This is a genomic window from Pseudomonas sp. TZ252, from assembly GCF_056110345.1.
Genome location: NZ_CM148566.1, coordinates 600314 through 617128 on the forward strand (window position 1 = coordinate 600314; position 16815 = coordinate 617128).

Consider the following 16815-nt stretch of genomic DNA (forward strand, 5'->3'; position numbering starts at 1 on the left):
GGAGAACACTCATGAGCCGGACCGAAACCGATAGCCTGGGCACCATCGAGGTGCCCGACGACGCCTACTGGGGCGCCCAGACCCAGCGTTCGCTGGAGAACTTCGCCATCGGCGGCCAGCGCATGCCGCTCGCCGTGATCCACGCCCTGGCGCTGATCAAGAAAGCCGCCGCGCGGGTCAACGACCACCTCGGCGAACTGCCGCCGGAAGTCGCCCGGCTGATCGAACAGGCCGCCGACGAAGTCCTCGCAGGCCGCCACGACGAACACTTCCCGCTGGTGGTCTGGCAGACCGGCAGCGGCACCCAGACCAACATGAACGTCAACGAGGTGATCGCTGGCCGCGCCAACGAACTGGCCGGCAATCCGCGTGGCGGCAAGTCGCCGGTGCATCCCAACGACCACGTCAACCGCGCGCAGAGTTCCAACGACAGCTTCCCCACCGCCATGCACATCGCCGCCGCCAAGGCCGTGCACGAACAATTGCTGCCGGCCATCGCCGAGCTTTCCGGCGGTCTCGCCGAACAGTCGGCGCGGCACGCCAGCCTGGTCAAGACCGGGCGCACCCACCTGATGGACGCCACGCCGATCACCTTCGGCCAGGAACTCTCGGCCTTCGTCGCCCAGCTCGACTACGCCGAGCGCGCCATCCGCGCGGCGCTGCCGGCGGTCTACCAGTTGGCCCAGGGCGGCACCGCGGTGGGCACCGGGCTCAACGCGCCGAAGGGCTTCGCCGACGCCATCGCCGCGGAAATCGCCGCCGAATCGGGCCTGCCCTTCGTCGCCGCGCCGAACAAGTTCGCCGCCCTGGCCGGCCACGAGCCGCTGGTCATCCTCTCCGGCGCCCTGAAGAGCCTGGCGGTGGCCCTGATGAAGATCGCCAACGACCTGCGCCTGCTCGGTTCCGGCCCACGCGCCGGCTTCGCCGAGGTGAAGCTGCCGGCCAACGAGCCGGGCAGCTCGATCATGCCCGGCAAGGTCAACCCGACCCAGTGCGAGGCGCTGTCGATGCTGGCCTGCCAGGTCATGGGCAACGACAGCACGATTTCCTTCGCCGCCAGCCAGGGCCATCTGCAACTCAACGTGTTCAAGCCGGTGATCGTCTACAACCTGCTGGAGTCCATCCGCCTGCTCGCCGACGGCTGCCGCAACTTCAACAAGCATTGCGTCGCCGGCCTGGAGCCGGACGCCCAGCGCATGGCCGACCTGCTGGAGCGCGGCCTGATGCTGGTCACCGCACTGAACCCGCACATCGGCTACGACAAGGCCGCCGAAATCGCCAAGAAGGCCTACGCCGAAGGCACCACCCTGCGCGCCGCGGCGCTGCAGCTGGGCTACCTGGACGAAGCGCAGTTCGACGAATGGGTACGGCCGGAGCAGATGCTGGAGGCCGGCCACCATGGTTGAAACCGCCAAGACCGGCGCCACCCCGCTGGAAGGCGACGGCAAGCGCATCCTGCTGATCGTCGGCTCGCCCAAGCGCAAGAGCTTCTGCCACCTGCTCGCCGAATGCTACGCCCAGGGCGCGCGCAGCAAGGATCACGTGGTGCGCGAACTGAAGCTGGGCGAGCTGGCCTTCGACCCGATCCTCCACGAAGGCTACGAACAGAGCCAGGTGCTCGAACCCGACCTGCTGGAAGCGCAGCGGCAGATCCACTGGGCCGAGCACCTGGTGTTCGTCTACCCGGTCTGGTGGGGCGGCCTGCCGGCGTTGCTGCAGGGCTTCTTCGACCGCGTCCTGCAGCCGGGCTTCGCCTTCCGCTACCGCGGCACCCAGGACAAGGACTGGGAGCAACTGCTGGGCGGGCGCAGCGCCGACCTGCTGGTCTGCCACGACCAGCCGCTGTCGCGGCTGCGCTTCCTCAAGGGCCCGCCGGCGCACCGGCAGATGGTGCGCAGCGTGCTCGGCGCCTGTGGCATCGCCACCCGCCGCCTGGAAGAGTTCGCGCCGATGCGCAGTTCCAGCGAGGAACAGCGCCAGGGCTGGCTGCGTCGCGCCGAACAGCTCGGCAGCCAGGTCTAGTTCCCTTCCCGCCCGGCTGCGGCCGGGCGCGGACACTGATCGTTCTGACAGGTCCGCCACCTTCCCGCCGGCTTCCCTTCCCCGCCCCCATGGCGGCCCTTTGCCTGCCTCTACCGGCTCACAGTGCGGGTGCCGACCGCTTTGCATTCCGCGACATCCATCAGGAATGGGTAGCGAATCTGACCGGCCCGTCACATTTGGTAGGGACCTCAAACCGGCACCGAGGGCTAGGATCAGCCCGCTTCGAAATGAATCCGGTTCTGGAAAAAAGGACTTGTCATGAAACACTACTCAGCCACCCTGGCACTCCTGCCACTCACCCTCGCCCTGTTCCTGCCCCAGGCAGCCCATGCCCACGGCTCGATGGAAACGCCGCCCAGTCGGGTCTACGGCTGCTTCCTCGAAGGTCCGGAGAATCCCAAGTCGGCCGCCTGCAAGGCCGCCGTCGCCGCCGGCGGCACCCAGGCGCTGTACGACTGGAATGGCGTCAACCAGGGCAACGCCAACGGCAACCACCAGGCGGTGGTCCCCGACGGCCAGCTCTGCGGCGCCGGCAAGGCACTGTTCAAGGGCCTGAACCTGGCTCGCAGCGACTGGCCCAGCACTGCCATCGCGCCGGACGCCAGCGGCAACTTCCAGTTCGTCTACAAGGCCAGCGCGCCGCACGCGACCCGCTACTTCGACTTCTACATCACCAAGGACGGCTACAACCCCGAGAAGCCGCTGGCCTGGAGCGACCTGGAACCCGCGCCGTTCTGCTCGATCACCAGCGTCAAGCTGGAGAACGGCACCTACCGGATGAACTGCCCGCTGCCCCAGGGCAAGACCGGCAAGCATGTGATCTATAACGTCTGGCAGCGCTCGGACAGCCCGGAAGCCTTCTACGCCTGCATCGACGTGAGCTTCAGCGGCGCCGTCGCCAACCCCTGGCAAGCGCTGGGCAACCTGCGCGCGCAGCAGGACCTGCCAGCCGGTGCTACCGTCACCCTGCGTCTGTTCGATGCCCAGGGCCGCGACGCCCAGCGTCACAGCCTGACCCTGGCCCAGGGCGCCAACGGTGCCAAGCAATGGCCGCTGGCGCTGGCGCAGAAGGTCAACCAGGACTCCACCCTGGTCAACATCGGCGTGCTGGATGCCTACGGGGCGGTCAGCCCGGTGGCCAGCTCGCAGGACAACCAGGTCTACGTGCGCCAGGCCGGCTACCGCTTCCAGGTCGACATCGAACTGCCGGTCGAGGGCGGCGGCGAGCAACCGGGCGGCGACGGCAAGGTCGACTTCGACTATCCGCAAGGCCTGCAGCAATACGACGCCGGGACCGTAGTGCGCGGTGCCGATGGCAAGCGCTACCAGTGCAAGCCCTACCCGAACTCCGGCTGGTGCAAGGGCTGGGACCTCTACTACGCCCCGGGCAAGGGCATGGCCTGGCAGGACGCCTGGACCCTGCTGTAACGCCCTCGACTGCCGCCCGCTCCGGGCGGCAGTCGTTTTCGCCGCCAGGCACCCGCCGCGAGACGGCGAATCCGCGCAACGGTACAGTCCCCCGGCGAAACCCTGGCTACGTGTGCCTGTTCAAGCTGCCGTGCGCTCCCTAGGCTGGTCCGACCACCAGCACGGGGAAACCACGCATGCCTTTTTCTCTCGCCGCCCTCCAACAGGCCGCCGCCATCGTCCACCAGAGCCTGCCGCCGACGCCGCAGATACGCTGGCCGCTGCTATGCGAGGCACTGGGTTGCGAAGTGTGGATGAAGCACGAGAACCACCTGCCGGTGGGGGCCTTCAAACTGCGCGGCGGCCTGGTGTATTTCCACCACCTGGCGCACCAGGGCGAGCGGCCGGCCGCCGTGATCAGCGCGACCCGCGGCAACCACGGCCAGTCGGTGGCCTTCTCGGCGAGCCGCTACGGCATCCAGCCGATCATCGTCGTGCCGCACGGCAACAGCCGCGAGAAGAACGCGGCGATGCGCAGCCTTGGCGCGGAGCTGATCGAGCACGGCGAGGACTTCCAGGCCTCCCGCGAATACGCCGCCGAGCGCGCCCGGCGCGAAGGCCTGCACCTGATTCCGGCGTTCCATCCCTGGCTGGTGGCCGGGGTCGCCAGCTACAGCCTGGAGTTGTTCGCCGCGCTGGCCGACCTTGACGAAGTCTACGTGCCGATCGGTATGGGTTCGGGCATCTGCGGCCTGATCGCCGCGCGCGACGCGCTGGGCCTGAAGACCCGCATCGTCGGCGTGGTGTCCGCCCATGCGCCGGCCTACGCCCTGTCGTTCGAGGCCGGCACGGCGATCAGCCACCCGGTCGACACCCGCCTGGCCGACGGCATGGCGTGCAGTACGCCGGACCCGAGCGCGCTGGAAATGATCCTGGCCGGCGCCGATCGTCTGGTGCGGGTCAGCGACAGGGAGATCGGCGCGGCCATGCGCCTGTGCTTCACCAGCACCCACAACGTCGCCGAGGGCGCCGGGGTGGCGGCGCTGGCCGCCGCCTGGCAGGAGCGCGAGCGCCTGAAGGGGCTGAAGGTAGGCCTGATCCTCAGCGGAGCGAACGTCGACCGCGAGGTATTCGCCGAGCAACTGGCCGCCGGCGACTGAGCCGGCGCCGCTAGGCCAGCCCCGCGAGGAGCAGCAGCCACCAGGCGAGCACCAGCAACTGCACGAAGAAGCCGGCAAAACGCAGCCAGACGAACAGCGCGGAGGTGCTGACCAGGTGCATCAGCGACTGGAACAGCCGGGCGCCGAGCACCAGTGGCGCCAACGGGTCGGTCAGGCTGCTCTGCCCGCTGGCGATCGCGTAGAGCAGCGCGCCGGCCAGCAGCGGCAGGTTCTCCACGCAGTTGGCATGGACTCGCACCAGCCGCTGGCCGAAACCGCCAGGCGTGTTGCTGCCATCGGCGGCGAAGGCGTTCACCGCCATCCGCCCGCCGAGTACCAGCAGGCCGCGCTGGCTGACCAGCAGGAAGACCAGCAACAGGGTCCAGGCGATCAGGCCGAGCAGGCAGATCGCGCTAGGGCTGAGAAACATGGATGACGCTCCTTCTATTGTGTTGTCGTGGGAAGGATGAAGCGTCTGGATTCTAGGCCGGCTAGAGCAATTGCTCTATTCGCAGTCCGCCGTCCTTAAGTCGTGTTCTGCCGGCACGCCGCTCGGCCCCGATGTACGCCGTCGGCGGATGCGTAACCGGACGACCCACTGCCCGCAGCCTTCCGAACGGACAAAGAAAAGCCCCGCCGAAGCGGGGCCTTCCTTGCACGCAGCACTCAGGGCTGTCTTCTCATCAGAGCGAATCGAGATAGCGCTCCACATCCAGCGCGGCCATGCAGCCGGCGCCGGCCGAGGTGATCGCCTGGCGGTAGACGTGGTCGGCCACGTCGCCGGCGGCGAACACACCCGGTACGTTGGTCGCGGTGGCGTTGCCTTCGCGCCCGCCGTTGACCACCAGGTAGCCGTCCTTCAGGGCCAGTTGCCCTTCGAACAGCGAGGTATTGGGAGTATGGCCGATGGCGACGAACATGCCATCCACGGCGATCTCCTCGCTGCCACCATCGCGGGACTTCAGGCGCACGCCGGTGACGCCCATCGTGTCGCCAAGCACCTCATCGACCTCGGCGTTGAGCTTGAGCACTATCTTGCCTTCGGCGACCCGCGCCTGCAGCTTGTCCTGGAGAATCTTCTCGGCGCGGAAGGTTTCGCGACGATGCACCAGGGTCACCCGGCTGGCGATGTTGGCCAGGTACAGGGCCTCTTCGACAGCGGTATTGCCGCCGCCGATCACCGCCACTTCGCGGTTGCGGTAGAAGAAACCGTCGCAGGTGGCGCAGGCCGACACGCCCTTGCCCATGAACGCCTGCTCCGACGGCAACCCCAGGTAGCGCGCGCTGGCACCGGTGGCGACGATCAGTGCGTCGCAGGTGTAGGTGCCATTGTCGCCGCGCAGGGTGAACGGCTTGCCGGCCAGGTCCACGGCATGAATGTGGTCGAAGACAATCTCGGTCTCGAAGCGCTCGGCGTGCTCCTGCATCCGCTGCATCAGTGCCGGGCCGGTCAGGCCGTGGGGATCGCCCGGCCAGTTGTCGACCTCGGTGGTGGTGGTCAACTGGCCGCCGGCCTGCATGCCGGTGATCAGCAGCGGCTTGAGGTTGGCGCGCGCGGCGTAGACAGCCGCGCTGTAACCGGCGGGACCGGAACCGAGGATGATCACTCGGGCGTGGCGGAGGGTATCGGGCATCTCGTCGGACTCCTGCCGACATCAGCGTCGGCGCGAATAAAAACGGGGCCACCAAAGCACATGGGGAAGGCTTGGAAGGAGCGGTCGCCCCGGGAAAAGGTCGGCCGGGCACACTTCGCGCCCGGCATCGGGATCACAGTGCCTCGGCGTTCTCGGCCAGGTACGAGGCCACGCCCTCGGCGCTCGCCTTCATGCCTTTCTGGCCCTTGCGCCAGCCGGCCGGGCAGACCTCGCCGTGTTCCTCGGTGAACTGCAGGGCCTCGACCAGGCGCACCATCTCGTCCACCTCGCGCCCCAGCGGCAGGTTGTTCACCACTTGGTGCTGGACCACCCCGGCGCGGTCGATCAGGAACGAAGCACGCAAGGCCACGCCGTCCTCGTGCTCGATGCCGTAGGCGCGGGTGATCTCGTGCTTGACGTCGGCGACCATGGTGAACTCGACCGCACCGATGCCGCCCTTCTCCACCGGCGTGCTGCGCCAGGCGTGATGGGTGAACTGCGAGTCGATGGAGACACCGACCACCTCGACGCCCAGCTCGCGGAACTTATCCATGCGGTTGTTGTGGGCGATGATTTCCGAGGGGCAGACGAAAGTGAAGTCGAGCGGCCAGAAGAACAGTACGACGTACTTGCCGCGCAGGCTGGAAAGCTGGAAGGCATCGACGATGGAACCGTCGCCGAGGACCGCGGCGGCAGTGAAATCGGGGGCTTGCTTGTTGACCAGTACGCTCATCGCGAGGCTCCTAGGAGGTTGGGTTGCGCCCGGCGACGCCAGGCTCCCGGAAGAATATGCAGCGCAGGTTACCCAGCCACGACGATGCATTGAAATGTCGAATTTCAATTCGCACGATAGAGTCAGCCTATGCTCTCAACCTGCGGCTAGACTCATGCTGTCGCCCATTACCCGTCCTCACCGCATGCCCCTACGCACACGCCTGCTCTGGCTGTTCCTGCCGTTGCTGGCCGCCAGTCTCGGCGGTATCTGGCTCTTGTCGGAAAGCATCCTGCTGAGCCGTTTCGACCGAGAGGACCAGCAACGCCTGCAAGAGGGCGCCACCGTCCTGCACAACCGGCTGGACTTCGAGTTGAAGCGCCACCTGGACATCGTTCGCACCTACGCCTGGTGGGATGCCAGCTACGACTTCATCCAGCGCCCCAACGAGACCTTCGAACAGGAAAACCTCGACCACGAGATGCTCGACGACCTGGGATTCGACTTCGTCCTGTTCCTCGACGACCGGGGTCACCTGCAACTGAAGCAGTGGTCCCCGCCCGCGCCCGACCAGCGCGTGCTCTTCGGCGCCCCCTCGGCGAGCGACCAGGCCCTGCTCGAGGCACTGCAGCAACGCGCCATCCGCCTCGGCGCGCTGGACTTTCGCGGACGCACCGACCACAGCCTGAGCGAGCTGCTGCTGGTCGACAACCTGCCGACCCTGCTGGTCAGCGTGCCTATCAGCAACAACCAGGGTAGCGCGCCGGCGAAGGGCGCGATCCTCGCCGGCTACTTCCTCGACCGGGAACGCCTGGCCAACCTCCGCGAACAGATGCAGGCCGACCTGCAACCGATGCCCAACATCGCCACCGACTCCACCTGGAAGCCGCTGCGCAGCCGCAGCGGCAGTACCCACAACCAGGCCCTGCTCAGCCCACGGCGGTTCATCGGCGAACATGTCCAGCAGGTCTCGGTGCAGTACCTGAGTTCCAGCGGCGAGCCGCAGCTGCGCTTCGACATCACCAAGAAACGCCTGCTCTACATCCAGGGCGAGAAGGCCATCAACTTCTTCCTCGGCGCCTCCCTGCTGGTCGCGCTGGGCGCTTTCCTGGTCGGCTACCTGGCCCTGGAGCTGTGGGTCCTGCGCCGGGTCCAACGGCTCAACCGGGAGGTCGCCGAAGTCGGACGCAACGCCCACTCGATACGCCTGAGCGACTTCGGCAACGACGAGCTGGGACAACTGGCGGGCGAGATGAACCAGATGCTCGAGCGCCTGGAACACAGCGAGGCGCGCGACCGGGCGATCCTCCAGTCGATGCGCGACGGCTACTTCGAAATGGACGTCGACGGCGTGATCCTCACCGTCAACCCCGCGCTCTGCCAACTGCTCGGCCAGACGCGCGAAACGCTGATCGGCCATCCCTACTACGAACTGCTCGGCGAAGACGACCTGGCGCGTGCCCGCCAACCCTTCCAGCGCGCCATGCAGAGCGGCGCAGGCAAGACCTTCGCCATCCCCCTGCAGCGCGCCGACGGCAGCCTCGGCTACTTCGAGGCCACGGTTTCGCTGATCCACGACCTGCAGGGCGAACTACGGGGCTACCGCGGCATCGTCCGCGACGTCAGCGACCAGATCGCCTACCAGCAGCAATTGCTGGAAATGGCCTACCGCGACCCGCTGACCGGCCTGGGCAACCGCAAGGCCTTCGACGAACAGCTCGGCCAGGCGTTGCTTCGCGCCGGCTCCGGCGGAAGCGAACTGGCGCTGCTGTACCTGGACCTGGACCGCTTCAAGGAGGTCAACGACCGCTTCGGCCACGACATCGGCGATGCCCTCCTCAGGACCGTCGCCGAACGGGTACGCAGCACCCTGCGGCAGCCGGACAAGGCCTACCGCCTGGGCGGCGACGAATTCGCCGTGCTCCTCGAGGACAGCCAGGAAAACAATCCGCAGCGCCTCGCAGAACGCCTGCTGGCGGCGCTGGTCCAACCGATCGCGCTGAATGGCGAACGCATCGACTTCGTCACCCCGAGCATCGGCATCGCTCTCTACCCGCGGCATGCCGGCGATGCCGAAGGACTGGTCCGTGCCGCCGACAGCGCCATGTACGAGGCCAAGCGCCAGCGCAACCACTATTGCCTGTACCAGGCGCCAGCCTGAAATGCGCGGTCAAACAGGCTCTGTCGCGGGCTTTCGCCAGTCTGCTAAGGTTTCAGCCCGCATCCCATCGGAGAACCATTCCCTATGCCAGCCCTGAGCGGCCCGCAATACCTCGGCGAAGGCCTGAAGCTGATCATGCGTCCCGGCCTGCGCCTGTTCGTGCTGATCCCCCTGACCCTCAACCTGCTGGTGTTCGCCCTGCTGATCGGCTTCGCGATGCAGCAGTTCAGCCACTGGGTCGACCTGCTGATGCCCAGCCTGCCCGACTGGCTGAGCTTCCTGCAGTACATCGTCTGGCCGTTGTTCGTCCTGCTGGTGCTGGTGATCGTGTTCTTCACCTTCACCATGGTCGCCAACATCATCTCCGCGCCGTTCAACGGCTTCCTCTCGGAAAAGGTCGAGGTGGTGGTTCGCGGCCGCGACGACTTCCCGCCGTTCAGCTGGGCCGAACTGCTGGCGATGATCCCGCGCACCATGGGTCGCGAGATGCGCAAGCTCGCCTACTTCCTGCCGCGCGCGCTGGTGCTGCTGGTGCTGAGCTTCGTGCCCGGGGTCAACCTGATCGCCACGCCGCTGTGGATCCTCTTCGGCATCTGGATGATGGCGGTGCAGTACATCGACTATCCGGCGGACAACCACAAGCTCGGCTGGAACGAGATGCTCGCCTGGCTGCGCAGCAAGCGCTGGGCGTGCATGGGTTTCGGCGGGGTGACCTACCTGGCGCTGCTGATCCCGCTGGTCAACCTGGTCATGATGCCCGCCGCCGTCGCCGGCGCCACCCTGTTCTGGGTCCGCGAGGAAGGCGAGAAGGCGCTGGTGAAATAAGCATGCGCCCGGTGTCCGCTGTCGGCATTGTCAGGCGGGCGTCAGCGCCCTGACAGCCGGCGTCGGGCACACTACGAATGCCCTCGGGAGCGTCGGCGCAGGCCGCAGCCGAGACCTGCGCCAGCCCTTGCAGACCGGCTCGACGCTGCCGAACCGACTGGCCGCCGGTGCCTCCCCACGCAGGCGGCCTTTTTTTACCCGCCTGCCTTGCCGTCCATGCAGGATGGCCGGCGCTCACCCCCTTCCTGTCCGCTACGCCCCCCTCGACTCCACCACCCTGGCACTACAGTGGCAACCAGGCGAAGCAGGCTCCGGCCCGCTTTCGATGACCACCGTCCCCAGCCCGCCCAGCGGCGGAAAACAAGAAGAGGGTCGCCATGTCACGTTCCGCATTCACCGCGCTCTTGCTGTCCTGCGTCCTACTGGCGCTCTCCATGCCTGCCAGGGCCGACGACCTGCCCTACCGCTTCGGCCTGGGCAAGGCGGACATCACCGGCGAAGCCGCCGAAGTCGGCATGATGGGTTACTCCTCCCTCGAACAGAAGACCGCCGGCATCCACATGCGCCAGTGGGCGCGTGCCTTCGTGATCGAGGAAGCGGCCAGCGGACGTCGCCTGGTCTACGTCAACACCGACCTGGGGATGATCTTCCAGGCCGTGCACCTGAAGGTCCTGGCCCGGCTCAAGGCGAAGTACCCCGGTGTCTACGACGAGAACAACGTGATGCTCGCCGCCACCCACACCCACTCCGGTCCGGGCGGCTTCTCCCACTACGCGATGTACAACCTGTCGGTGCTCGGCTTCCAGGAAAAGACCTTCAACGCCATCGTCGACGGCATCGTCCGCTCCATCGAGCGGGCCCAGGCCAGGTTGCAGCCCGGCCGCCTGTTCTACGGCAGCGGCGAGTTGCGCAACGCCAGCCGCAACCGCTCGCTGCTGTCGCACCTGAAGAATCCGGACATCGCCGGCTACGAGGATGGCATCGACCCGCAGATGAGCGTGCTCAGCTTCGTCGACGCCAACGGCGAGCTGGCCGGCGCGATCAGTTGGTTCCCGGTGCACAGCACCTCGATGACCAACGCCAATCACCTGATCTCCCCGGACAACAAGGGCTACGCCTCCTATCACTGGGAGCACGACGTCAGCCGCAAGAGCGGTTTCGTCGCCGCCTTCGCCCAGACCAATGCCGGCAACCTGTCGCCCAACCTGAACCTGAAGCCCGGCTCCGGTCCCTTCGACAACGAGTTCGACAACACCCGCGAGATCGGTCTGCGCCAATTCGCCAAGGCCTACGAGATCGCCGGCCAGGCCCAGGAGGAAGTGCTCGGCGAACTGGATTCGCGCTTCCGTTTCGTCGACTTCACCCGCCTGCCGATCCGCCCGGAGTTCACCGACGGCCAGCCGCGCCAGTTGTGCACCGCGGCCATCGGCACCAGCCTGGCCGCCGGTAGCACCGAAGACGGTCCAGGCCCGCTGGGGCTGGAGGAAGGCAACAATCCGTTCCTCTCGGCCCTTGGCGGGTTGCTCACCGGCGTGCCGCCGCAGGAACTGGTGCAATGCCAGGCGGAAAAGACCATCCTCGCCGACACCGGCAACAAGAAACCCTACCCCTGGACGCCGACGGTGCTGCCGATCCAGATGTTCCGCATCGGCCAGTTGGAACTGCTCGGCGCCCCCGCCGAGTTCACCGTGATGGCCGGGGTGCGGATCCGCCGCGCGGTGCAGGCGGCCAGCGAAGCGGCCGGTATCCGCCATGTGGTCTTCAATGGCTACGCGAATGCCTATGCCAGCTACGTCACCACCCGCGAGGAATACGCCGCCCAGGAATACGAAGGCGGCTCGACCCTCTACGGCCCCTGGACCCAGGCCGCCTACCAGCAGTTGTTCGTCGACATGGCGGTGGCGCTGCGCGAACGCCTGCCGGTGGAAACCTCGGCGATAGCGCCGGACCTGTCCTGCTGCCAGATGAACTTCCAGACCGGAGTAGTGGCCGATGATCCCTATATCGGCAAGTCCTTCGGCGACGTGTTGCAACAACCCAGGGAAAGTTATCGCATCGGCGACAAGGTGACCGTCGCTTTCGTGACCGGACATCCGAAGAATGACTTGCGCACCGAGAAGACTTTCCTGGAAGTGGTGAATATCGGCAAGGATGGCAAACAGACGCCCGTGACCGTTGCCACCGATAATGACTGGGATACTCAATACCGCTGGGAGAGAGTGGGTATATCTGCCTCGAAAGCGACTATCAACTGGTCCATTCCACCAGGGACCGAGCCCGGCCATTACTACATCAGGCACTACGGCAACGCGAAGAACTTCTGGACCCAGAAGATCAGCGAAATCGGCGGATCGACCCGCTCCTTCGAGGTGCTCGGCACCACTCCCTAGCGGGCTCCAGCCAAGGTTGCGAGATTCGCCAGCCAACTTTATGACGCATGAAAGTCGTCAAATAAAATGTGATTTAAACACATGAACAAGTGACCTTTCATTCAGCCGACAAGGGCATGGAACTCCATTTCCATGCCCTTTGTTTTTATCCCGAAAAACTTCTCAAGTTGTCGCTCAAGGTCATATCGAAGTCGCTTTCGGGATCAACCGATAAATTATCGCCATGAAACCATCGGCTCGCTGTATTCCCTGCCGGAAAAACAGCGAAGACGATTAATCATCTCGAAACAAGAAGTACGCAGATTGATGGAAATCAAAAAACCACCCGGGAAATAAAACGATGACCGAAAACTGGAAATTCCGCCGTCGAACCTTTCTCAAGCACGGCGCCCAGGCCGCTACCCTGGCCGGCCTTTCCGGGCTGTTCCCGGAGACGCTCCGGCGCGCCCTGGCCATCGAGCCGGACATCCGCACCGGAACCATCCAGGACGTCCAGCACGTGGTCATCCTGATGCAGGAGAACCGCAGCTTCGATCACTACTTCGGCCACCTCAACGGCGTCCGCGGCTTCAACGATCCTCGCGCGCTCAAGCGCCAGGACGGCAAGCCGGTCTGGTACCAGAACTACAAGTACGAGTTCTCCCCCTATCACTGGGATACCAAAGTCACCAGCGCCCAGTGGGTGAGTTCGCAGAACCATGAATGGTCGGCCTTCCACGCGATCTGGAACCAGGGCCGCAACGACAAGTGGATGGCGGTGCAGTACCCCGAAGCCATGGGCTACTTCAAGCGCGGCGACATTCCCTACTACTACGCCCTGGCCGACGCCTTCACCCTGTGCGAGGCCTACCACCAGTCGATGATGGGCCCGACCAATCCGAACCGCCTCTACCACATGAGCGGACGCGCCGCCCCCAGCGGCGACGGCAAGGACGTACACATCGGCAACGACATGGGCGACGGCACCATCGGCGCCAGCGGCACGGTGGACTGGACCACCTATCCCGAGCGGCTAAGCGCCGCTGGCGTGGACTGGCGGGTCTACCAGGAAGGCGGCTACCGCTCCTCGTCACTCTGGTACCTGTACGTCGACGCCTACTGGAAATACCGGCTCCAGGAGCAGAACAACTACGACTGCAACGCCCTCGCCTGGTTCAGGAACTTCAAGAACGCTCCGCGCGATTCGGACCTCTGGCAGCGCGCCATGCTCGCCCGCGGCGTCGACCAGTTGCGCAAGGATGTGCAGGAGAACACGCTGCCGCAGGTGTCGTGGATCGTCGCGCCCTACTGCTACTGCGAGCATCCCTGGTGGGGCCCCTCGTTCGGCGAGTACTACGTGACCCGGGTGCTCGAGGCGCTGACCAGCAACCCCGAGGTCTGGGCCAGGACCGTGTTCATCCTCAACTACGACGAGGGCGACGGCTTCTATGACCACGCCAGCGCCCCGGTGCCGCCGTGGAAGGATGGCGTCGGCCTTTCCACGGTCAGCACCGCCGGCGAGATCGAGGTATCCAGCGGGCTGCCCATCGGGCTCGGCCACCGCGTCCCGCTGATCACCATCTCGCCCTGGTCGAAGGGCGGCAAGGTCAGCGCCGAAGTGTTCGACCATACCTCAGTGCTGCGCTTCCTCGAACGCCGCTTCGGCGTCGTCGAGGAAAACATCTCGCCCTGGCGGCGTGCCGTCTGCGGCGACCTGACTTCGCTGTTCGACTTCCAGGGCGCAGGCGATACCCAGGTCGCCCCCGACCTGACCAACGTCCCGCAGAGCGACGCGCGCAAGGAGGACGCCTACTGGCAGCAGTTCTACCGGCCCAGTCCCAAGTACTGGTCCTACGAGCCGAAGAGCCTGCCCGGCCAGGAAAAGGGCCAGCGCCCTACCCTCGCGGTGCCCTACCAGTTGCACGCCACGCTGGCCCTCGACATCGCCGCCGGCAAGCTGCGCCTGACCCTGGGCAACGACGGCATGAGCCTGCCGGGCAATCCGCAGGGACACTCCGCTGCGGTATTCCAGGTGCAGCCGCGGGAAGTCGGCAATCCGCGCTTCTATACCGTGACCAGCTATCCGGTGGTCCAGGAAAGCGGAGAGGAACTGGGCCGGACCCTCAACGACGAACTCGACGACCTGCTCGACGCCAACGGCCGCTACGCCTTCGAGGTGCACGGCCCCAACGGCTTCTTCCGCGAGTTCCACGGCAACCTGCATCTCGCCGCGCAGATGGCGCGGCCCGAGGTATCGGTCACCTATCAACGCAACGGCAACCTGCAGTTGAACATCCGCAATCTCGGCCGCCTGCCGTGCAGCGTGACGGTGACGCCGAACCCGGCCTATACCCGGGAGGGCAGCCGTCGCTATGAACTCGAACCGAACCAGGCGATCAGTGAAGTGTGGCTGTTACGCAGCAGCCAGGGCTGGTACGACCTCAGCGTGACCGCCAGCAATACGGAAGCCAACTATCTCCGCCGCCTGGCCGGACACGTCGAGACCGGCAAGCCGAGCAGGAGCGATCCATTGCTCGACATCGCAGCGACCTGAAGCGAGGAGTCCATCGCATGAGACCTACCCTGACCTGGACCTTGCTGGCCCTGCTGCTCTGCGGCACGGCCATCGGCGCCGTCCTGTTGTTTTACCCATCGGAGCCGGCGCCCGTCGCGCCCTTCGCGTCTCCCCCGCAGGCCACACCGGCGGCAAAACCTTCCATTCCTTCCCGAGCCCCCGAGATGAATACAGCCACCGCTCCCGACAACCTGGAACAGCAACTCGGCGAGTTCGGCCGCAACGCCGGGCAGATGTCCGAGATCGAACGCAAGCAGGCCGCCGAAGGTCTGATCGAACAGCTCAAGCGCGAGGTGGCGGTCGGCGCCGATCCGCGCCAGACCTTCGAGGAGATCCAGCGTCTGACGCCCTATGTGGAGGCCGATGCCAGGCGCCGCGAGGCGCTCGACTTCGAGATCTGGATGGCGCTCAAGGACAACGCCTCCGTCCAGCAGCAAGCGCCGACGCCTGGCGAGGAAGAGCAACTGCGCGAATACGCGCAAGAGTCGGACAAGGTGATCGCCGAGGTGCTCGCCAGCGTCGACGGCGAGGAGCAGCGTCACGCCGCCATCGACGAACGCCTCAAGGCCCTGCGCAAGCAGATCTTCGGCGAGGAGAACCCACGCCTGCTGCAACGCTGAAATCCACGGCGCCCCGACCGGGGCGCCGTCACGCAAGCGTCACCAAAACTTCACATCCGCTACACGGCGTCGGTCGACACTGACGTCATGAGCAGACCTCTAAGCATCGCCCTGATCAGCGAAACCTACCCACCGGAAGTCAACGGCGTCGCCAATACCCTGGGGCGCCTGCATGCCGGTCTCCAGCAGCTTGGCCATCGGGTCCAGGTGGTGCGCCCGCGCCAGCCCGGCGACGACGGCCGGCGCAGCGACGCCGAGCTGGTGCTGACCCGCGGCTGGCCGTTGCCCGGCTACCCCGGCCTGCAATGGGGCATGTCGAGCCTGCACAAGCTGCTGCGCTGCTGGAAGCGCCAGCGCCCGGACGTGCTCTACATCGCCACCGAAGGCCCGCTCGGCTTCTCTGCCCTGCGCGCCGCGCGGCGCCTGGGCATCCCGGCGGTCAGCGGCTTCCACACCAACTTCCAGCAGTACAGCGAGCACTACGGCTTCGGTCCGCTGACCCGGCTGGTCACCGGCTACCTGCGCTGGTTCCACAACCGCACGCAGATGACCCTGGTGCCCAGCGGCAGCCAGCGCATGGAATTGCAGCGGCGCGGTTTCGAACGTCTCAACCTGCTCTCCCGCGGGGTCGACAGCCAACTCTTCCATCCCTCCCGGCGCGATCCCGAACTACGCCGGCGCTGGGGCCTGGGCGAACAGGACATCGCCGTGCTGCACGTCGGCCGGCTGGCGGCAGAGAAGAACCTCGGCCTGCTCGGCGGCACCTTCCGCGCGCTCTGCGCCGCCCATCCGCAGCTGAAGCTGCGCCTGGTACTGGTGGGCGACGGGCCGGAGCGCAGGCACCTCGAACGGGACCTGCCCGAAGCGCTGTTCTGCGGCGTCCAGCGCGGCGAAACCCTGGCCGCCCACTACGCCTCGGGCGACCTGTTCCTCTTCCCAAGCCTGTCGGAGACCTTCGGCAACGTGGTCCTCGAAGCCCAGGCCGCCGGCCTCGCGGTGGTCGCCTTCGACCAGGCCGCCGCCGGCCAGCACATCCGCCATGGGCACAACGGCGTGCTCGCCGCGCCGGGCGACAAGAGCGGCTTCGTCGAAGTCGCCAGTTGGCTGCTGGACGACCAGGAACGCCTGCGCCGGGTCCGTCTCAACGCCCGCCAACACGCCAGCCGGCAAGGTTGGGACAGTATCGTCGAGCACTTCCAGAACTACCTGGAAGACGCCTGCGCCAGTCCGCTGGTCCAGCCCGCTCGGTCGAAGCCCGAGCGGCCGCCGGCAGAGGATGGCGGGGCCTTGCCACGCAGCCGCGAGTAGC

General features: G+C 66.3%; 13 protein-coding genes. 10 read left to right on the forward strand and 3 right to left on the reverse strand.

Annotated elements, in window-relative coordinates; genetic code table 11:
* The first annotated feature begins 11 nt into the window (after positions 1 to 11).
* The 4 genes from ACYAF3_RS02890 to ACYAF3_RS02905 all read left to right on the forward strand — a co-directional run bounded on the left by ACYAF3_RS02890 (position 12) and on the right by ACYAF3_RS02905 (position 4610).
* Positions 12 to 1406 carry a class II fumarate hydratase gene (locus ACYAF3_RS02890; RefSeq protein WP_003085854.1) on the forward strand — a complete coding sequence of 465 codons (1395 nt, stop codon included), beginning with the start codon at positions 12 to 14 and terminating at the stop codon, positions 1404 to 1406.
* Positions 1399 to 2022, forward strand: a complete 624-nt coding sequence (locus tag ACYAF3_RS02895; RefSeq protein ID WP_003114232.1) for an NAD(P)H-dependent oxidoreductase — start codon at positions 1399 to 1401, stop codon at positions 2020 to 2022. The genes ACYAF3_RS02890 and ACYAF3_RS02895 overlap by 8 nt, the downstream gene beginning before the upstream one ends.
* Before the next feature lie 279 nt (positions 2023 to 2301).
* The gene (gene cbpD / locus ACYAF3_RS02900; protein ID WP_003114231.1) at positions 2302 to 3471 is read left to right on the forward strand and encodes a chitin-binding protein CbpD; all 1170 of its coding nucleotides are present in this window, start codon (positions 2302 to 2304) and stop codon (positions 3469 to 3471) included.
* Between the two features lie 176 nt (positions 3472 to 3647).
* Positions 3648 to 4610: a threonine dehydratase gene (locus ACYAF3_RS02905; RefSeq protein WP_003114230.1), complete on the forward strand. Its 963-nt coding sequence runs from the start codon at positions 3648 to 3650 to the stop codon at positions 4608 to 4610.
* A gap of 10 nt (positions 4611 to 4620) precedes the next feature.
* Here the strand turns inward: ACYAF3_RS02905 and ACYAF3_RS02910 are convergent, their stop codons facing one another.
* The 3 genes from ACYAF3_RS02910 to ACYAF3_RS02920 form a co-directional block, all read right to left on the reverse strand.
* On the reverse strand, positions 4621 to 5040 hold the full coding sequence (locus ACYAF3_RS02910; RefSeq protein ID WP_003085846.1) for an MAPEG family protein: 420 nt from the start codon (positions 5038 to 5040) through the stop codon (positions 4621 to 4623).
* A gap of 253 nt (positions 5041 to 5293) precedes the next feature.
* Positions 5294 to 6244 carry a thioredoxin-disulfide reductase gene (trxB, locus tag ACYAF3_RS02915; protein ID WP_105579287.1) on the reverse strand — a complete coding sequence of 317 codons (951 nt, stop codon included), beginning with the start codon at positions 6242 to 6244 and terminating at the stop codon, positions 5294 to 5296.
* 133 nt (positions 6245 to 6377) lie between these two features.
* On the reverse strand, positions 6378 to 6977 hold the full coding sequence (locus ACYAF3_RS02920; protein ID WP_003085842.1) for a peroxiredoxin: 600 nt from the start codon (positions 6975 to 6977) through the stop codon (positions 6378 to 6380).
* A 184-nt stretch (positions 6978 to 7161) separates the two neighbouring features.
* On the opposite strand from ACYAF3_RS02920, the gene ACYAF3_RS02925 reads away from it, so the two are divergent.
* The 6 genes from ACYAF3_RS02925 (at position 7162) to ACYAF3_RS02950 (ending at position 16814) form a co-directional block, all read left to right on the forward strand.
* Positions 7162 to 9117, forward strand: coding sequence for a sensor domain-containing diguanylate cyclase (locus tag ACYAF3_RS02925; RefSeq protein ID WP_003115193.1), 1956 nt, complete (start codon positions 7162 to 7164; stop codon positions 9115 to 9117).
* Positions 9118 to 9201: 84 nt separating this feature from the next.
* Positions 9202 to 9942 carry a sulfate transporter CysZ gene (gene cysZ, locus ACYAF3_RS02930; protein ID WP_003116482.1) on the forward strand — a complete coding sequence of 247 codons (741 nt, stop codon included), beginning with the start codon at positions 9202 to 9204 and terminating at the stop codon, positions 9940 to 9942.
* A 377-nt stretch (positions 9943 to 10319) separates the two neighbouring features.
* Positions 10320 to 12332, forward strand: a complete 2013-nt coding sequence (gene cerN, locus ACYAF3_RS02935; RefSeq protein ID WP_003120759.1) for a ceramidase CerN — start codon at positions 10320 to 10322, stop codon at positions 12330 to 12332.
* 340 nt (positions 12333 to 12672) lie between these two features.
* Positions 12673 to 14865 carry a phosphocholine-specific phospholipase C gene (locus tag ACYAF3_RS02940; RefSeq protein ID WP_105579289.1) on the forward strand — a complete coding sequence of 731 codons (2193 nt, stop codon included), beginning with the start codon at positions 12673 to 12675 and terminating at the stop codon, positions 14863 to 14865.
* 17 nt (positions 14866 to 14882) lie between these two features.
* Complete coding sequence (gene plcR, locus ACYAF3_RS02945; RefSeq protein WP_003122996.1) at positions 14883 to 15506, forward strand: phospholipase C accessory protein PlcR; 624 nt, start codon at positions 14883 to 14885, stop codon at positions 15504 to 15506.
* Positions 15507 to 15593: 87 nt separating this feature from the next.
* Positions 15594 to 16814 (forward strand): glycosyltransferase family 4 protein, encoded by a 1221-nt coding sequence (locus ACYAF3_RS02950; protein WP_003116486.1) that lies wholly within the window; start codon positions 15594 to 15596, stop codon positions 16812 to 16814.
* Position 16815 lies beyond the last annotated feature (1 nt).

Bases quoted from the DNA above. Each gene is read 5' to 3' on its own strand.
- ACYAF3_RS02890 (WP_003085854.1), top strand. From the start codon at position 12: ATGAGCCGGACCGAAACCGATAGCCTGGGCACCATCGAGGTGCCCGAC.
- ACYAF3_RS02895 (WP_003114232.1), top strand. From the start codon at position 1,399: ATGGTTGAAACCGCCAAGACCGGCGCCACCCCGCTGGAAGGCGACGGC.
- cbpD (WP_003114231.1), top strand. From the start codon at position 2,302: ATGAAACACTACTCAGCCACCCTGGCACTCCTGCCACTCACCCTCGCC.
- ACYAF3_RS02905 (WP_003114230.1), top strand. From the start codon at position 3,648: ATGCCTTTTTCTCTCGCCGCCCTCCAACAGGCCGCCGCCATCGTCCAC.
- ACYAF3_RS02910 (WP_003085846.1), bottom strand. From the start codon at position 5,040: ATGTTTCTCAGCCCTAGCGCGATCTGCCTGCTCGGCCTGATCGCCTGG.
- trxB (WP_105579287.1), bottom strand. From the start codon at position 6,244: ATGCCCGATACCCTCCGCCACGCCCGAGTGATCATCCTCGGTTCCGGT.
- ACYAF3_RS02920 (WP_003085842.1), bottom strand. From the start codon at position 6,977: ATGAGCGTACTGGTCAACAAGCAAGCCCCCGATTTCACTGCCGCCGCG.
- ACYAF3_RS02925 (WP_003115193.1), top strand. From the start codon at position 7,162: ATGCCCCTACGCACACGCCTGCTCTGGCTGTTCCTGCCGTTGCTGGCC.
- cysZ (WP_003116482.1), top strand. From the start codon at position 9,202: ATGCCAGCCCTGAGCGGCCCGCAATACCTCGGCGAAGGCCTGAAGCTG.
- cerN (WP_003120759.1), top strand. From the start codon at position 10,320: ATGTCACGTTCCGCATTCACCGCGCTCTTGCTGTCCTGCGTCCTACTG.
- ACYAF3_RS02940 (WP_105579289.1), top strand. From the start codon at position 12,673: ATGACCGAAAACTGGAAATTCCGCCGTCGAACCTTTCTCAAGCACGGC.
- plcR (WP_003122996.1), top strand. From the start codon at position 14,883: ATGAGACCTACCCTGACCTGGACCTTGCTGGCCCTGCTGCTCTGCGGC.
- ACYAF3_RS02950 (WP_003116486.1), top strand. From the start codon at position 15,594: ATGAGCAGACCTCTAAGCATCGCCCTGATCAGCGAAACCTACCCACCG.